General features: G+C 63.3%; 12 protein-coding genes. 7 read left to right on the top strand and 5 right to left on the bottom strand.

Annotated elements, in window-relative coordinates:
- The first annotated feature begins 23 nt into the window (after window positions 1-23).
- Window positions 24-755 (top strand): flagellar type III secretion system pore protein FliP, encoded by a 732-nt coding sequence (gene fliP, locus FF80_RS07020; protein WP_035098989.1) that lies wholly within the window; start codon window positions 24-26, stop codon window positions 753-755.
- Here the strand turns inward: fliP and FF80_RS07015 are convergent.
- From FF80_RS07015 to FF80_RS06995, 5 genes are all read right to left on the bottom strand, one after another.
- Window positions 752-4,087: a tetratricopeptide repeat protein gene (locus FF80_RS07015; protein WP_152558297.1), complete on the bottom strand. Its 3,336-nt coding sequence runs from the start codon at window positions 4,085-4,087 to the stop codon at window positions 752-754. The two genes, fliP and FF80_RS07015, sit on opposite strands and share 4 nt — an antisense overlap.
- A gap of 146 nt (window positions 4,088-4,233) precedes the next feature.
- Complete coding sequence (locus FF80_RS20875) at window positions 4,234-5,235, bottom strand: hypothetical protein (protein ID WP_152558296.1); 1,002 nt, start codon at window positions 5,233-5,235, stop codon at window positions 4,234-4,236.
- Complete coding sequence (locus FF80_RS07005) at window positions 5,232-5,660, bottom strand: DUF6468 domain-containing protein (protein WP_035098909.1); 429 nt, start codon at window positions 5,658-5,660, stop codon at window positions 5,232-5,234. Before FF80_RS07005 ends, FF80_RS20875 begins: the two co-directional genes overlap by 4 nt.
- Complete coding sequence (fliM, locus tag FF80_RS07000; protein ID WP_035098908.1) at window positions 5,660-6,814, bottom strand: flagellar motor switch protein FliM; 1,155 nt, start codon at window positions 6,812-6,814, stop codon at window positions 5,660-5,662. The genes FF80_RS07005 and fliM overlap by 1 nt, the downstream gene beginning before the upstream one ends.
- A complete protein-coding gene (locus FF80_RS06995) occupies window positions 6,814-7,302 on the bottom strand; it encodes a flagellar basal body-associated FliL family protein (protein WP_035098907.1) in 489 nt (162 codons plus the stop codon). The genes fliM and FF80_RS06995 overlap by 1 nt, the downstream gene beginning before the upstream one ends.
- A 283-nt stretch (window positions 7,303-7,585) precedes the next feature.
- Here FF80_RS06995 and flgF point away from each other — a divergent pair, with 283 nt between their 5' ends.
- The 6 genes from flgF (at window position 7,586) to FF80_RS06965 (ending at window position 14,576) form a co-directional block, all read left to right on the top strand.
- Window positions 7,586-8,326: a flagellar basal-body rod protein FlgF gene (gene flgF, locus FF80_RS06990; RefSeq protein ID WP_348270317.1), complete on the top strand. Its 741-nt coding sequence runs from the start codon at window positions 7,586-7,588 to the stop codon at window positions 8,324-8,326.
- 16 nt (window positions 8,327-8,342) lie between these two features.
- A complete protein-coding gene (gene flgG / locus FF80_RS06985) occupies window positions 8,343-9,128 on the top strand; it encodes a flagellar basal-body rod protein FlgG (RefSeq protein ID WP_035098906.1) in 786 nt (261 codons plus the stop codon).
- Window positions 9,129-9,140: 12 nt separating this feature from the next.
- A complete protein-coding gene (gene flgA / locus FF80_RS06980) occupies window positions 9,141-10,082 on the top strand; it encodes a flagellar basal body P-ring formation chaperone FlgA (protein ID WP_035098905.1) in 942 nt (313 codons plus the stop codon).
- Between the two features lie 16 nt (window positions 10,083-10,098).
- Window positions 10,099-10,836, top strand: a complete 738-nt coding sequence (gene flgH, locus FF80_RS06975) for a flagellar basal body L-ring protein FlgH (RefSeq protein ID WP_035098904.1) — start codon at window positions 10,099-10,101, stop codon at window positions 10,834-10,836.
- A gap of 222 nt (window positions 10,837-11,058) precedes the next feature.
- A complete protein-coding gene (locus FF80_RS06970) occupies window positions 11,059-12,555 on the top strand; it encodes a carboxypeptidase M32 (protein WP_035098903.1) in 1,497 nt (498 codons plus the stop codon).
- Between the two features lie 437 nt (window positions 12,556-12,992).
- On the top strand, window positions 12,993-14,576 hold the full coding sequence (locus FF80_RS06965; protein ID WP_035098902.1) for an ABC-F family ATP-binding cassette domain-containing protein: 1,584 nt from the start codon (window positions 12,993-12,995) through the stop codon (window positions 14,574-14,576).
- Window positions 14,577-14,684 lie beyond the last annotated feature (108 nt).

Below are 14,684 nucleotides of genomic sequence, written 5' to 3'. Positions count from 1 at the left end.
CATCGCCGCGCCATGCGCGGCGCCTGCTCGTTCTCGCCGGCCTTGCCGCTTTCACTTTGCTGGCGCTGCCAGGCCTGGCCTATGCGCAAAACCTCTCCATCGATTTCGGCGACGAAGCGACGCTGACCGAGCGGGCTGTCCAGCTCATCGGGCTGATCACGCTGCTCTCGCTGGCCCCATCAATCCTGGTAATGGTGACCAGCTTCACCCGCATTGTGGTGGTGCTGTCGCTGCTGCGCACGGCCATCGGGCTGCAAACCGCGCCGCCCAATTCGGTGATGGTGTCGCTGGCGTTGTTTTTGACCCTGTTCGTCATGCAGCCCACGCTGCAACAGACCTATGACCAGGGCATTGCGCCGCTGCTGGCTGGGCAGATCGAGGTGGCAGAAGCGTTTGAAGCGGGATCGGCGCCGTTGCATGAATTCATGCGCGCCAATGTGCGCGAACAGGATTTGCAGCTGTTTTTCGACCTGACCGACGCCGAAATACCGGCCGAGCCCGAGGCGATCCCACTGCAATTGCTGGTGCCCGCCTTCATGATTTCGGAACTGCGCCGCGCCTTTGAAATCGGCTTCCTGCTGTTCCTGCCTTTCGTGGTCATCGACATGGTGGTGGCGTCGGTACTGATGTCCATGGGCATGATGATGCTGCCCCCGGTGGTAATCTCGCTGCCGTTCAAGCTGATCTTTTTCGTGCTGGTGGATGGCTGGTATCTGGTGGCGGGCTCGCTGGTGCGAAGTTTCGTCAGCAGCTAAAGCGCCGCCAGCCCAGCATCGGGCCGGCTGGCCGATAGCGGCGCCAGGGCGTCCTCGCCGCCATAGGTCTGCCGATAGGCCGCAAGGAAGGCATTGAGGCCGTCGATGCCTGACACTTGGCTGGCGACCTTCTTGAATTCGAGGCTATCGACCTGGATCGGGCCGGTGACGTAATCGAACATCGGCCACTCCGGCGAGGTGACCATACGGTCAGCGAACTTGGAGCGCAGGCGCGACAGACCCAGCGTGTCATTGGCCATGACATAGCCCACCGCCGCCTTGATGACGCTCATGCGTTCGGGCTGGCCCAGCGGGTCGGTCTGGTTGGGCTCGGAATAGAGCGCCTCCAGCATTTCGCTGGCTTCGACATAGCGCTTGGATTTCCAATGGGCATCGACGCGCAACAGGCTGACGTCGCGCCCGTCCATATCGCGCACCATGTCCAGCGCCAGCACGTCGCGTCCCAGATCGATCATGGCGCGGGCTTCGAGCAGCCGGCGCTGGCGCACCAGCGATTCCGGCAGACCCGGCAATTGGGTAGCGTTGAGTACGCGCAACGCATCCTGCGGCTTGCGATCGGCGACATAGATCACAGCAAGATCGGTGGCGACCTGCGTCTTGGCCACGCCGCGCAGGCGATTGTCGAGCTGATATTCGAGCAATTCGGCCGCCTGGGGCAGCAGATCGACCCGCACCAGCCGGCGCGCCAGATTGCGGATCACCTCGTCGCCACGGCGGCCGGGCGGAGTGAGATGGCGGAAGTCGTAGTAAAGACTGAGCGCTTCGACGGGGGCCAGCGTATCGGCCTTGCCATCGAGGAACAGTGCGCCGAACTCGGCCTGCGCTTCGTCGCGCATGGCATTGGTCGAGGCACCATCGGGATAGGTGCCGACGGCCTGCTTCACCACCTCAAAGCCCAGCCGGTAATCGCCCTCGCGGAAATAGAACTCGGCCAACAGCTTCTGCATATCGGCTTCGAGCGGATTGCCGCGCCATAGCAGGGCCTCGGCCGCCAGCGTCTGCGAGGCCTTGGCCAGATCCAGCCGTCCGGCCTGATCGAGCAAATAGAGCGTGCGATAGACCGCTTCGGCGCGGGTGGGGCGAATATCGGCGGCAATGACCTGGCCATAGGTGTCGATCGCCTCATCGACCCGGCCATTGGCCTCGTCGATCCGGCCCGACATCAGATGATAGAGGCTGCTGTCTTCGGCATTGAGGCTGGCGAAATCCACCTGGCCCAGGAAACGCTCGGCGACGGCACTGTCGCCAGTTTCGACCGCTGCCCGCATGGCGGCGAAATAGAATCGATTGCGCGCCCAGGCTGGATAGGAGCCGGCCACGCTGGCCGCTTCGAGGGCATCCAGCTTGGCGCCCTTGAAATCATAGGCATCTGCGCGGGCAATGGTACGCCAGAACAGGCCATCGACCTCTTGCGCCATGGCCGAGGTATTGAGGATGGCCAGTGCCTCCTTGGGGCGGTGTGCCATGGTGTCGGCAATGGCCAGGCTCATCCGCAGCTTGCGGGTCAGCGCCATGGATTGCAGCTGGCTTTCGAGTACGCGCAGCACGCCGATGGCCTCATAGGACAGCTGGTTGGCCAGGTAATACTGCGCCAGATCGAGCCGGGCCACGTCGCGCTGGGCGCCGTCGGCCTCTGCGGCCGCCGCCAGCAAGGCATCGCGCTGGGCAGCGAAGGCCCGGGGATCGGGCTGCTCGAGCCGGGCCAGATCGACAAAGCTGCCGCGCAGGCCCTCCCTGGCAGCAGCGCCGCCGATGCTCCGCGGGCCATCGAGCGCCGAAACGGTCAGCCCGCCCGGCGTCGAGATGACAGCCAGATCGCTGTCGATGGCCATGGCGAGGCGTTCGGTTTCTGGCTTGATCACCAGACCATGCACGCTGCGCAAAGCCGAGAAATCGACATAGTCCAGCGCGCGGGTAATGCCGCGGGCCGGAGGGTAGGCCGTGACCACCTTGAGCATGTCGCCGACATCGGGGTCGCGGAAATCATGCACCTTGGCCGGGCGGGCGATGTTGGCGACGATCTCGAACGAGCCTTCGACATCGCGGCGGCGGCTGAGCTGGATCGGCTCGGTGGGGGTCAACACGGTATCGCCGAGCGACAGCACCCAGGCCATGCCTTCGGAGCCCAGGCTGGCGAGGCGTTCCTGGTTGAGATTGACCCGCACCACCTGCGTATCGCCGGCGGCAACCACCGAGAATTCGTCGGCCAGGGCATCAAGTTCGTCCGACTGGGCAGGCGGGGCAATGCCGGCCGTGGTGTCGAAAATCATCCAGACGGTATCGCCGCGCCGGAACACGGCTGCAGGCGTATCCTGCTCGAACGGGAAGACGACCCGGATTGTCGATCCCACCACATTGACGAAGGGTTTTACCGTGGCGGCCTGCAATGCGCCAATACGCGGAGCGCCACCCACCTCCCCGGCCGGACCGGCGCTGGCGGGAATCTTGACGGCTTCGGCTAGCTCGGCCGCCTGGAAACTGGGCAGCGCCTGCCCGGCAATATCGATATCGAGCACGAATTGCCGCGACGAATTCTGGTAAAAGCGCGGCGTTACGCCCTCGGCCAATGCCAGGGTGACATTGGCACCATCGGGCGTGACGGCGCTGTCCACCCCGACAATCTCGGCGGGGAGATCGGCCAGGAGGCCGCGCATATCGACCCCGACCGGCCACTCGAAGGCGATATGGCCGGTCTGGCCATCCTGCACATATTGTGCGGTTGTCGGCACGGTCCAATCGAATTGCAGCCGCAGGAAAGTGGGATTGCGGCCAATGCGGACGCTGGCCTCAGGCTTCAGCGCTTCGGCATCGGCGGCCTTGCGCTCCCGCTCGGCGCGGATGGCGGCCAGCCGCGCCCGTTCGGCCAATTCGTCCACTACCTCCTGCGGCAGCGCCGGAGGCATGCCCTGCCAATTGGTGGGCAGCAGGTCGATGAACAGCTTCTCGCCCGCTTCGATGCGGTTGAAATTGAAGGCTTTGCGCAGCCCCATGCGCAGGCCGCGCCCGTCCGGATCGACACGGGCAACAGAGAGATAGTCGGACATGGTGGTGCCGACATCGGGCAGGATCACGGACACCTGCTCGCCGAACTCGATCGAGAGCACGCCATTTTCAATGCGCATCGTGTAGGTGGGCAGGCGGTCGAGGCCCGGGAAACTCAGGATCAGCCGGCCATAGCCGTCTTCCTGGGTCACGTAGAGCTGGCCCTGCTCCTGCGCAAAAGCGGGCGCGACGACGCAAAGCGCCACCGCCACACATATTGCCAACGCATGCCTGGCATTCTGCCAGCCTGCAAGTATTGCGGTCTTCACCGGCCGCTACCCCAACGCACTCTGACGAGTCTTCGGCACCGGCTATTCTTGCCGGGACCATGAAAACACGTGGGTTACACAAACTCTTATTGGTAACCCATAGCGCGCCGGGCTTAACGGCGGCTTACTCCAATATGGACAAAGCCCTATTGACCAACGATCTGAGGCAGTGCCGCCAGATCATCCGGCGTCATCTCGGCAGCCGGTTGATCGGCCAGCGCGGCCATGCGCACGGTGAGCTCCTGCGCCCGGGTGGCATCCATAGCAGCCAGGATAGGCGACATCTTGCGCGGGTTCATGGTCTTGGCGACGCGCAGCAGCACATCCATCTCCAAGGCATTGAAAATATTGGCGGCGTCGCGCGGCTTCATGGCCTCGTACATAGCCACGATGCCAGCAAATTGCCCCGCTTCCATCTCCTGGCGCTGATCGACCAACGCGGAAATCTGCGCTTCAAGCGCCTCCAGCGTCGTCTGCCGCTCGGCCACGCGCTTTTCGGCGGCATCCACCAAAGAGGCACGCAGGGCCAGGTCTTTCTCGTAGGCTTCGAGCTCGGTGCGGCGCGCCGCCAGCGATTGCAGGATGCTGTCTTGCGTGGCCGAGCCGCCCTGCACATCGGTCATGGGCACGGGGACACCACTGGCATTGACCTGCATCGGCACGGCGTCGCCCGAGGGGAAACAATCCAGCGCCATCGAATCCACAAAGCTGCTGGTGCCCGCCTCGGCGGCACCCTCGGCAGGGCCAGCTTCGCCATGGCCAGTGGCGGCTGGGGCTGTCCTCGTCACCGAACCGTTTTCTTTCAACTCGGCATCGACGGCGACGCAATTGTCGCCCGAGGTCGCGGATACCGGCGTGGCATGATCGGCCGCAGGGCTCTCGGCCGGAACTGGCTCACCGTGACCGCCCGCTGCGGTGTCAGGCGCCCCCAAAGTCGGGGCCGTGTCGGACAGCGTCGGCGCAGAATCATCGAGGGTGGGTTCGCCCGCCTGGTTTGGCGCAGCTTCGCCGCCGGTAGCGCCTGCCGCCCGCGCAGTGGTCACGCCGGCGAGTACATAGCCGCCATTGGTGACCAGACCAATGGTCTTGAACACCAGGAGGGCCGCAACTGCCATGACCACGACAGGAAGCAGGCGAACCGTTTTCACGCGGCAACCCCACGATTGCGGACGCGGGAGGACAGTTGCTCGAGCGCCGACTGCACCTTGTTGGGCCGTTCTTCAGGCTCGGCAGCCTGGCTCTGCCGGGCGACGCTGGTGATCTTGGCGATACGCTCCATCACGGCGGTACCGGAGGAAACGTGATTGGCCAGTTCGATGCCGAAACGCTCGGCTTCCTCAAGGCGGGAATTGAGCGCCAGATCGGCCTCCACCGCGGTCTGCTTGAGCTCCTTGATCGCCTGATTGGCGAGATTGGTAGCGCCCACCAGGTCCGCCACCATCTGGCGCATCACGTCCTTGTCGGCATGCAGCCGCTTGAGGCGCTGATTGAGGACCATGCAATAGCCGATGGTCAGAGCCAGAAGTACGGCAACCGCGCCTTCCACGAATATCCCGAGGGGCAAACCGAACATCATCGTCCTTCCACTGTGTCGTCGAGTTCCTCAAAGGCCGCCATGGTGACCTTGGGCGGATTGAGCGGGTGGGTAACCCGTACCGAAACATGATTGCCGATATGGCCCATAATAGCCTCGGTGAGTTCCACATCGCCGCAGCGCAGGCGCACCGGGTCGGCGGGCGTGCGCTCGAACATCACCATGTCGCCGGTCTTGAGATTGAGTACGCGCGACAGCGGCAATTCCTGCTCGTGCAGCACCGCCTCGATCTCGACATCGGCCGAATAGATTTCGGTGGCCAGATGGCCTTCCCAGATCGGGTCGCGGCCGAATTTTTCACCCATGAACATCTGCAGCAGCTGTTCGCGGATCGGTTCGATCGTGGCGTAGGGCAAGAGGATTTCAATCTTGCCGCCGCGATCGTCCATTTCGATGCGCAGCTCGATCAGGATGGCGGCATTGCCCGGCCGGGAAATCGCGGCGAAGCGCGGATTGGTTTCCATGCGCTCGAGCTTGAAATTGACCTGCGTCACCGGTTCGAACGCGCGGTGGGTATCGTCGAGAATGACCTCGATCATCCGCCGGGCCAGCGCTAGTTCGATGGTCGTATAGGGCCGGCCTTCGACGCGGATATTGCCGCCGACGCGACGGCCGCCCAGCAGCACGTCAATCATCGAATAGATCAGCGAGGAATCGACGGTCAACAGCCCGTAATTTTCCCATTCCTCGGCCCGAATGACCGAAAGGATCGCCGGCAGCGGGATGGAATTGAGATAATCGCCGAAGCGGACGGAGGAGATCGAGTCGAGCGTGACTTCGACATTGTCCGAGGTGAAATTGCGCAGCGAGGTCGTCGTCAGCCGCACCAGGCGGTCGAAGACGATTTCGAGCATGGGCAGGCGTTCATAGCTGACCAGCGCCGAATTGATCAGCGCTTGCACGCCCGTCAGCTCGACATTGCTGCCCACGCTGGCATCAAACCCGAGCAGGCTATCGATTTCATCCTGGTTGAGGACGCGGTCGCCGCTATCTTCACCGTCGCCCGCCGCGCCTTCGATCATCGCCGCCCATTCGGCAGCGGCTTCGGCAGCGCGCGCTTCCTCGGACTTGCCCGAGGCGGCGTCGAGGTCCCAGTTTTCCGACAGCTTGTCTTGATCGGTTGGTCCAGCCATCACTGCACCAGGATTTCCTTGAACAGGATGCTCTCGACACGCTGCGGATAGATCGCGACATTGACGCGGCGTGTCAGCTCTTCCTTGAGACGGTAAATGCCGGCGGAGCCTTCAAGGTCGCTCTTGCGCAGCTCGCGCAGATAGACCTGGAACGCATCGGTCACCTTGGCCAGGCTCGGCTGGATGGCGGTCATCACCTCCTGATTGGCGACTTCAAGCGCAATGGTGAGCCGCATGAAGGATTCCCCGCCGGCCTCATTGCTGAGATTGACCGTCATCGGCGGCAGATTGAAAATAAAGGTCGGCGTCGCCGCAGTGGCGCCATGGCTATCGCCGGCGCCCTCGGCAGAGCTTCCCGAAGAGAGGAAATAATATAGGCCTGCCCCGCCCAGCAGCACGACCACGGCGGCGGCCCCGATGATGAGAAAGAGCCTGGGTATCCCCTTCTTGCGGGCGGCGCTTTCACCGGCTTCTGCTTCAGCGACCATGCCAACCTGCCAAACACGAGGAATTCCGGACGATTCCGGCTCTGCGTCCAGCTAAGCGCCGGATGGTTAACGATCGGTTACAAATGCACCCAAAGCGGCAAAATTTGCCGGGCAGCTTTTGCCGCAAGGGGAAAGGCTAACCCGGCAGGGCTAAGTACCCCAAAATCCTATCCATCTGATTTTATTAAATTTTCCGACTTGGCATGGTTTCTGCAGTGTAAACGGCGAGGCCAAGGCTTGGGGAAGTCGGCGGCTTCGGGGACGTTAACACCGGGGATCAGCGATGATCGGAAACGCGCAACTGATCAGCCTCAGCAGGCAGATCGCGCTACAGCGGCAGATGGATGTGGTGGCCAACAACATGGCCAACATCAACACCACCGGCTTCAAGGCCGAAAACCTGCTGTTTGAAGAATATATCATGCCGGTCGCCCGCGACCAGGATTTCCCGACCATCAACCAGCCGCTCTCCTATGTGCAGGACTGGGCGACGATGCATGACATGTCGGGCGGCGCCATGGTGCAGACCGGCAACGAACTCGATGTCGCGCTCAACGGCGACGGCTTCTTTGCGGTGCAGACCGGTGGCGGCGAGCGCTGGACCAAGTCCGGCTCCTTCCAGATCAGCAATAGCGGCACGCTGGTCGATCTCAACGGCAACCCGGTACTCGGCGAAGGCGGCCCGATCCAGTTCGGCCCCGAAGAAAGCGGCATCGAGATTGCCGCCGACGGCTCGGTCAGCTCCAGCACCGGCCCCAAGGACCGGCTGCGCCTGGTCGAATTCGCCAATGTGCAGGACCTGACCCGCGAAGGCTCCAATCTCTATGCCGGCGGCACGCCCGTGGCAGCCACCAATACCAGCGCGATGCAGGGCTTTGTCGAACGCTCCAACGTGTCGGGCGTCTCCGAAATGGCCGAGATGATCCGCGTCACCCGCTCCTACGAATCCATCGCCTCGCTGACGCAGAAACAGGACGAGCTCCGTCGCTCGGCCATTCAGCGTCTCGGCGATGCCAACGCTTAAGTCCTGAGGAAAAGCCATGAAAGCCCTCTACATCGCATCGACCGGCATGAGCGCTCAGGAACGCAACGTCGAAGTCATCTCCAACAATATCGCCAACATGCGCACCACTGGCTACAAGCGCCAGCGCGCCGAATTCCAGGACCTGCTCTACCAGCAGATCACTCGCGCCGGTTCGCAGACCTCGGACCAGGGCACCATGCTGCCGGCGGGCCTCGAGATCGGTTCGGGCGTGCGCACCGTCTCCACGCCCCGCGTGATGAGCCAGGGCAATGTGAACATGACCGAACGCGAACTCGACGTCGCCATTCGCGGCGAGGGTTTCTTCATGGTCACCATGCCCGATGGCCGCACCGGCTATACCCGTGACGGCTCGTTCGAGCGCAGCGCCGAGGGCACGCTGGTCAATTCGAGCGGTTACGCCATCGAACCCAATATCACCATTCCGGGCACGGCCACTTCGGTATCGATCTCGGCCGATGGCGTGGTCGAAGCCTATCTCAACAATGACGCCACCCCGACCGAACTGGGGCAGCTCCAGCTCGCCCGCTTCGTCAACAAGTCGGGCCTTGAATCGCTGGGCGATAACCTGTTCATCGAAACTGCCGCCAGCGGCCCGGCCCAGGTGGAACTGCCCAATCGGGACGGCACCGGCAATTTGCTGCAGAACTATCTCGAAATGGCCAATGTCAATTCGGTCACCGAAATCGCCGACCTCATCGCGGCCCAACGCGCCTACGAGATGAATGCACGCATTATCTCGGGCGCCGACACGATGATGCAGGCCACGAGCCAACTTCGCTAAGGGAGAGCCCAGATGACCCGCACATTGCTTGCCGCTCTCGCCACCACATTGCTGATCGGCACCGCCTTTGCCGCGCCCGTGCTCAAGACCGACATCGTCGTTTCAGCCGCTGTGGTCACGGTGGGCGACATGTTCGAGGACGCCGGGATCGATGCCGAGCAGCCCCTGTTCCGTTCGCCCAAGCCGGGCACCAGCGGGCTGGTGCCGCTGGCCGATATCACCGCCGCCGCCGCGCGGGTTGGCATTACCGGGTTCGACAATAGCGGCGTCACCGCCAGCCGCGTGACCCGCGCCAGCAGCGTCGTGGACGAAGCAAGCCTGATTGCACTGATCACCGCCGATCTGCGCCAGCGCGGCATCATCACCGATGGCATGACGGCCGACATGCTGTTCAACACGCGGATCGCCCCGTTCAACGCCGAGCCGGTTGCCGAACCTGCCAGCATTATCAGCCTGCGCTACCTGCCGGGCACAGGCACCTTCACCGCCCGCTTCGCCATTGCCGGGGAAGCCCAGCCGCTCGACGTCGCCGGCACGATCGAATTGATGATCGAGGCGCCCCATCTCAAGGCCAGCCTGCCCGCCGGTGCCGTACTGTCGGCCGACGATATCCAAATGCGCCCCGTGGCACTGCGCTTTGCCGATACGGCCGGGATTGCCCAGCTCAACCAGCTGGTGGGCATGGCGCTGACGCGCCAGACCCGCGAGGGCATGATGCTCAAGCCATCAGATGTGGCAGTGCCCCAACTGATCGCCAAGAACCAGCTGGTCACCATCTATTTCCGCAAGGGCCCGATGACGCTGACCGTCAAGGGCCAGGCCATTACCAGCGCCGCCACCGGCGGGCCAGTGCAGGTGCTCAACCTCATCTCCAAGCGCGTCATCAACGCCACCGCTATTGCTGCCGGCGCCGTCGAAGTCAGCGCCGCCCCCCTTTCCATTGCCGGCCTCTAAGCTCAGGAGCCCCCAAATGAAGCTCGTCAAACTCTCCGCCCTGCTGCTGCTCACCGGCTCGCTCGTTGCCTGCACCACCACCGATCGTCTCGCCAATGTGGGCAAGGCCCCGGTGCTGACGGCCATTGAGGATCCCACGACCCTCGCCGGCTACCAGCCGGTTCGCATGCCGATGCCCGAAGCCATTGCCGATACCTACCAGGCCAATTCGCTCTATCGCACCTCGGCCCGCGGATTCTTCAAGGATGAGCGCGCCCACCGCATCGGCGATATCCTGACCATCGTCGTGACCATCAATGACAGCGCCCAGATCGATAACGTCACCAATTCCAGCCGCAGCGCCACCAACAGCGCCGGCATGGGCGGCATCCTCGGCACTGCCATCAAGGACGTTTCGGCCGGCGCCATCGATCCCTCCGCTGCCGTCGACTTCACCTCGGGCATGGCCAATAAGGGCGCTGGCTCCGTCAACCGCTCGGAAAGCCTTGAAACCTCGGTCGCTGCCGTCGTCACCCAGATCCTGCCCAACGGCAATCTGGTCATCGAGGGCCGCCAGGAAGTGCGGGTGAATTTCGAAGTTCGCGACCTGATCGTCACCGGCATCGTGCGCCCCTCCGATATCCGCGCCAACAACACCATCCCCTCGGCCAAGATCGCCGAAGCTCGCATTTCCTACGGCGGCCGCGGCCAGATCACCGATGTTCAGCAGCCCCGCTATGGCCAGCAGGTGATGGACGCCATTCTGCCTTTCTAGGCAGCGCGCCACTCCCCGGTTTCCCGCCGCGCATTCCCCCAATGGTGCGGCCGGGCTCTCCCGGCGGGGTCCAGAAGGACCTTGCCTGGCCGGCTCCAGAACAGATCCGGCCTTCCCCAGAGGCGCAGTCTCCCCGGCTGCGCCTTTTCCCCTTTTATGGGCATGTCTTGCCCTTAAGGCCGAGCTATGGAACACCTCTGGGCGCAAATTTGGAGCCTGCCCATGTCTTTCCAGAAACTCGACGATCTCGGCCGCAAACTCGAAGCGCTGGAGCATGCGCTATCCATTCTGGGCGCTGACGAAGCCACCCATATGGCCGTTGGCGGCGGGGAAAAGCGGGCCGAGGCCATGTCGAACCTGGCTGGGCTCTACCACGCCCAATCCACGGCGCCCGAAATCGCCGATTGGATCTTGGCGGCGGAAACCGAGGTCGAGTCGGAAGACCAGAAGCTGGCGCTGGTCGAATTCCAGCGCAGCTATGTCAACGCCACCTGCCTGCCCACAGAATTCGTCGAGCGCCGCACGGCCGCTACCATGCGCTCTGAACAGCTCTGGCGCGATCTGCGCGCCAAGAATGACTGGGACAGCTTCCTGCCCGCGCTCGAAGGCGTCGTGGCGCTGGTGCGCGAGGAAGCCCAATTGCGCGCCGAGGCGCTGAAGCTGGCACCCTATGACGCGCTGATGGAGCAATACGATCCCGGCAACCGCACGGCCGATCTCGATCTGGTATTCGGGGACCTCAAGAGCTTCCTCAAGGGCTTCGTGCCCGAGGCGCTGGCGGTCCAGGAAGAACGGCTGGCCAAGCGGCCTCGCAAGGCGCTGAACGGCCCCTACCCCATCGAGAAGCAGCGCGAGCTTGGCCTGGCCGCCATGCGCGCGGTGGGCTTCGATTTCACCCATGGCTCGCTGGCCGTATCGCACCACCCCTTCTGCGGTGGCGTACCCACCGATGTGCGCATGACCACGCGCTACCGCACCGACGAATTCCTCTCTTCGCTGATGGGCGTGCTGCACGAGACGGGCCACGCGCTCTACGAGCAGGGTCTGCCCAAGCAGTGGTCGCACTGGCCGCTGGGCAAGGCACGCGGCATGGGCATTCACGAAAGCCAGAGCCTGTTCGTGGAAATGCAGCTGGCGCGCAGCCCCGAATTCTGGGAATTCGCCCTGCCCCTGGTGCATCTGCATCTGGGCGAAGACGCCATTCCCGGCTGGGACATTGCCGATATCCTGAGCGAAGTGAACTATGTCGAACGCGGCTATATCCGTGTCGATGCCGACGAGGTCACCTACCCGCTCCACGTCATCCTGCGTTACGAGCTGGAACAGGACCTGGTCAACGGCAAGCTCGAAGCCAGCCAAATCCCAGAGGCCTGGGACGCCAAGATGACCGAATATCTGGGCCTCCCCACCCTGGCCGACCCCAAGGATGGGCCGATGCAGGACGTGCATTGGCCCGGCGGCGCCTTCGGCTATTTCCCCAGCTATACCCTGGGCGCCATGATCGCTGCCCAGCAATGGGCAGCGCTGGAAAAGGCGCAGCCAAAGGTGCGCGGAGACATTCGCAAGGGCGACTTCACCGGCGTCAACCAATGGCGCTCAGACAATATCTGGAGCCAGGGCTCGCGCTGGTCGACCCCTGACCTGATCACCCGCGCGACGGGTGAGCCGCTCAATGCGGATTTCTTCAAGGCGCATTTGAAGAAGCGGTATCTGGGGTGATTTTGTAGTTGGATCAATGCGGTAGGCGGGACGGCGGAATCAGTTTGTGCTAGCCCCGACCTACCCACCGTCGTCATCACCCGGCTTGTCCGGGTGATCCATCGCACCGCACGCGCTGCAGCATGGATTGCTCGGACAAGCCGGGCAATGACGGCGCAGAGGGGTATCGGTCCTCGTCGCTTCCGACCTGTAAACTCCCAGTAGACCTCATCCTGAAGCTGTCGAAGGACGAGGTCGTGGCTACCAAGCCTCCACTCGCGCGACCACGTGCTTCGACAGGCTCATCATGAGGTCTTTGAGGGCAAAGAAGCCGTCAAAACTTGACATCTCCATCACCCTGCCTATTTTCGACCCACCCGCAGCACAGACCGGACGGTACCCAATGGAATTCTCGATGACCGACTGCCTCGCCCGCATCGCTCATTCGGAATCCGTCCATGCCCGCCTCCATCACGCTGCACCAAGTCTCCTATTCCACACCCGATAATCAGCCGCTTTTCACCGGCCTCGACCTCAGCTTCGGCAGTGAACGCAGGGGACTGATCGGCCGCAACGGCACGGGCAAATCAACGCTGCTCCGCCTGATCACAGGAGAACTTTCTCCCGCATCCGGCTCGATCAGCGTAACCGGCACCCTTGGCGTGCTGGAACAATCGGTACAGGTCGACCCCGCTGAAACAGTCGCGGGTCATCTGGGCGTTATCGATGAACTCGAGCGGCTGGATCGCCTCGAACAGGGGCTTGGCACGGCCGAGGATGCCGGGGAGGCCGATTGGTCCCTGCCCGGTCGCATCGAGGCGGCCTTGGCCGACGTGCAACTGCCAGCGCTCGATACCGGCCGCTTGATATCGACGTTCAGTGGCGGCCAACGCACACGGCTGGCGCTGGCGCGGTTGATCCTGGCCAAACCCGACATGATCCTGCTCGACGAGCCGACCAATAATCTCGACGCTGATGGGCGGCAGGCCATAGCCGACCTGCTACATCGCTGGCGTGGCGGGGCGATCGTGGTCAGCCATGACCGCACTTTGCTGCGCGAAATGGATGCCATCGTCGAGCTGACCAGCCTCGGGGCCAAAACCTATGGCGGCAATTGGGACCATTATAGCGAGCGCAAGGCGCTGGAACTGGCCTCCGCTGAACACCAACTGGCCTCGGCCGAACGTAAGGTGGCCGAGGTCGACCGCAAGCTCCAGGCCATTGCAGAGAAGAAGGCCCGCAAGGACAGCGCTGGCAAGCGCAAGGCGGCCAAGGGCGGCATTCCGCGCATCATGCTGGGCGGAATGAAGGAGAACTCGGAAAATACCAGCGGCGGCAATTCGCGCCTGGCCAACCGCCTGCGTGGCGAAGCGGCGGAAGTGGCCAGCGAGGCTAGGTCGCAGATCGAAATTCTCACACCACTCTCTGTCACGCTGACGCCCTCCGGCCTACCTGCCGGCCGAACGGTGTTGCAGATCGATAGCCTGGGCGGCGGGCCTGTCGCTGACGCGCCGATCATCGCCAACGCCTCGTTCAGCATTGTCGGGCCAGAGCGCGTGGCCATTACCGGTCCCAATGGCTCGGGCAAGACAACGCTGCTGCGGCTGCTGACGGGCGACCTGCCGCCCACCTCCGGCACGGTGCGAATCCTGGTGCCCTATGCCCTGCTCGACCAGACCGTGAGCCTGCTCGACCCGGCCCTCAGCATTCGCGACAATTTCCGCCGCCTCAATCCCGATGCCGATGAAAATACCGGGAGGGCAGCGCTGGCCCGCTTCATGTTCCGGGCCGATGCGGCGCTGCAATTGGTAGGGACGCTCAGCGGCGGCGAGACGCTGCGTGCCGGGCTAGCCTGCACCATTGGCGGCAATAACCCGCCGCAATTGCTGGTTCTGGACGAGCCCACCAACCACCTCGATATCCACGCCATCGAGGAGGTGGAGGCCGGTTTGCGCGGCTATGACGGAGCCCTGCTCGTGGTCAGCCATGACCGCGATTTCCTCGACGCCATCGGCATCGAGCGGGAGATCGCGCTGGGGTAAGGCCCCGCCGTTGCGCTTTTCCTTGAGAATGAACGGAAACTGAATCCGGGGTTCAGTCAGCGTTCCGGCTCGCCTGTTTAAACCAACAGTCATCGGCAAGAAGCGCTC

This window comes from Devosia sp. LC5, from assembly GCF_000735585.1.
GTDB lineage: Bacteria > Pseudomonadota > Alphaproteobacteria > Rhizobiales > Devosiaceae > Devosia.
The sequence above is the reverse complement of the archived record's forward strand: the minus strand, read 5'-3'. Positions and strand labels throughout refer to the sequence as shown.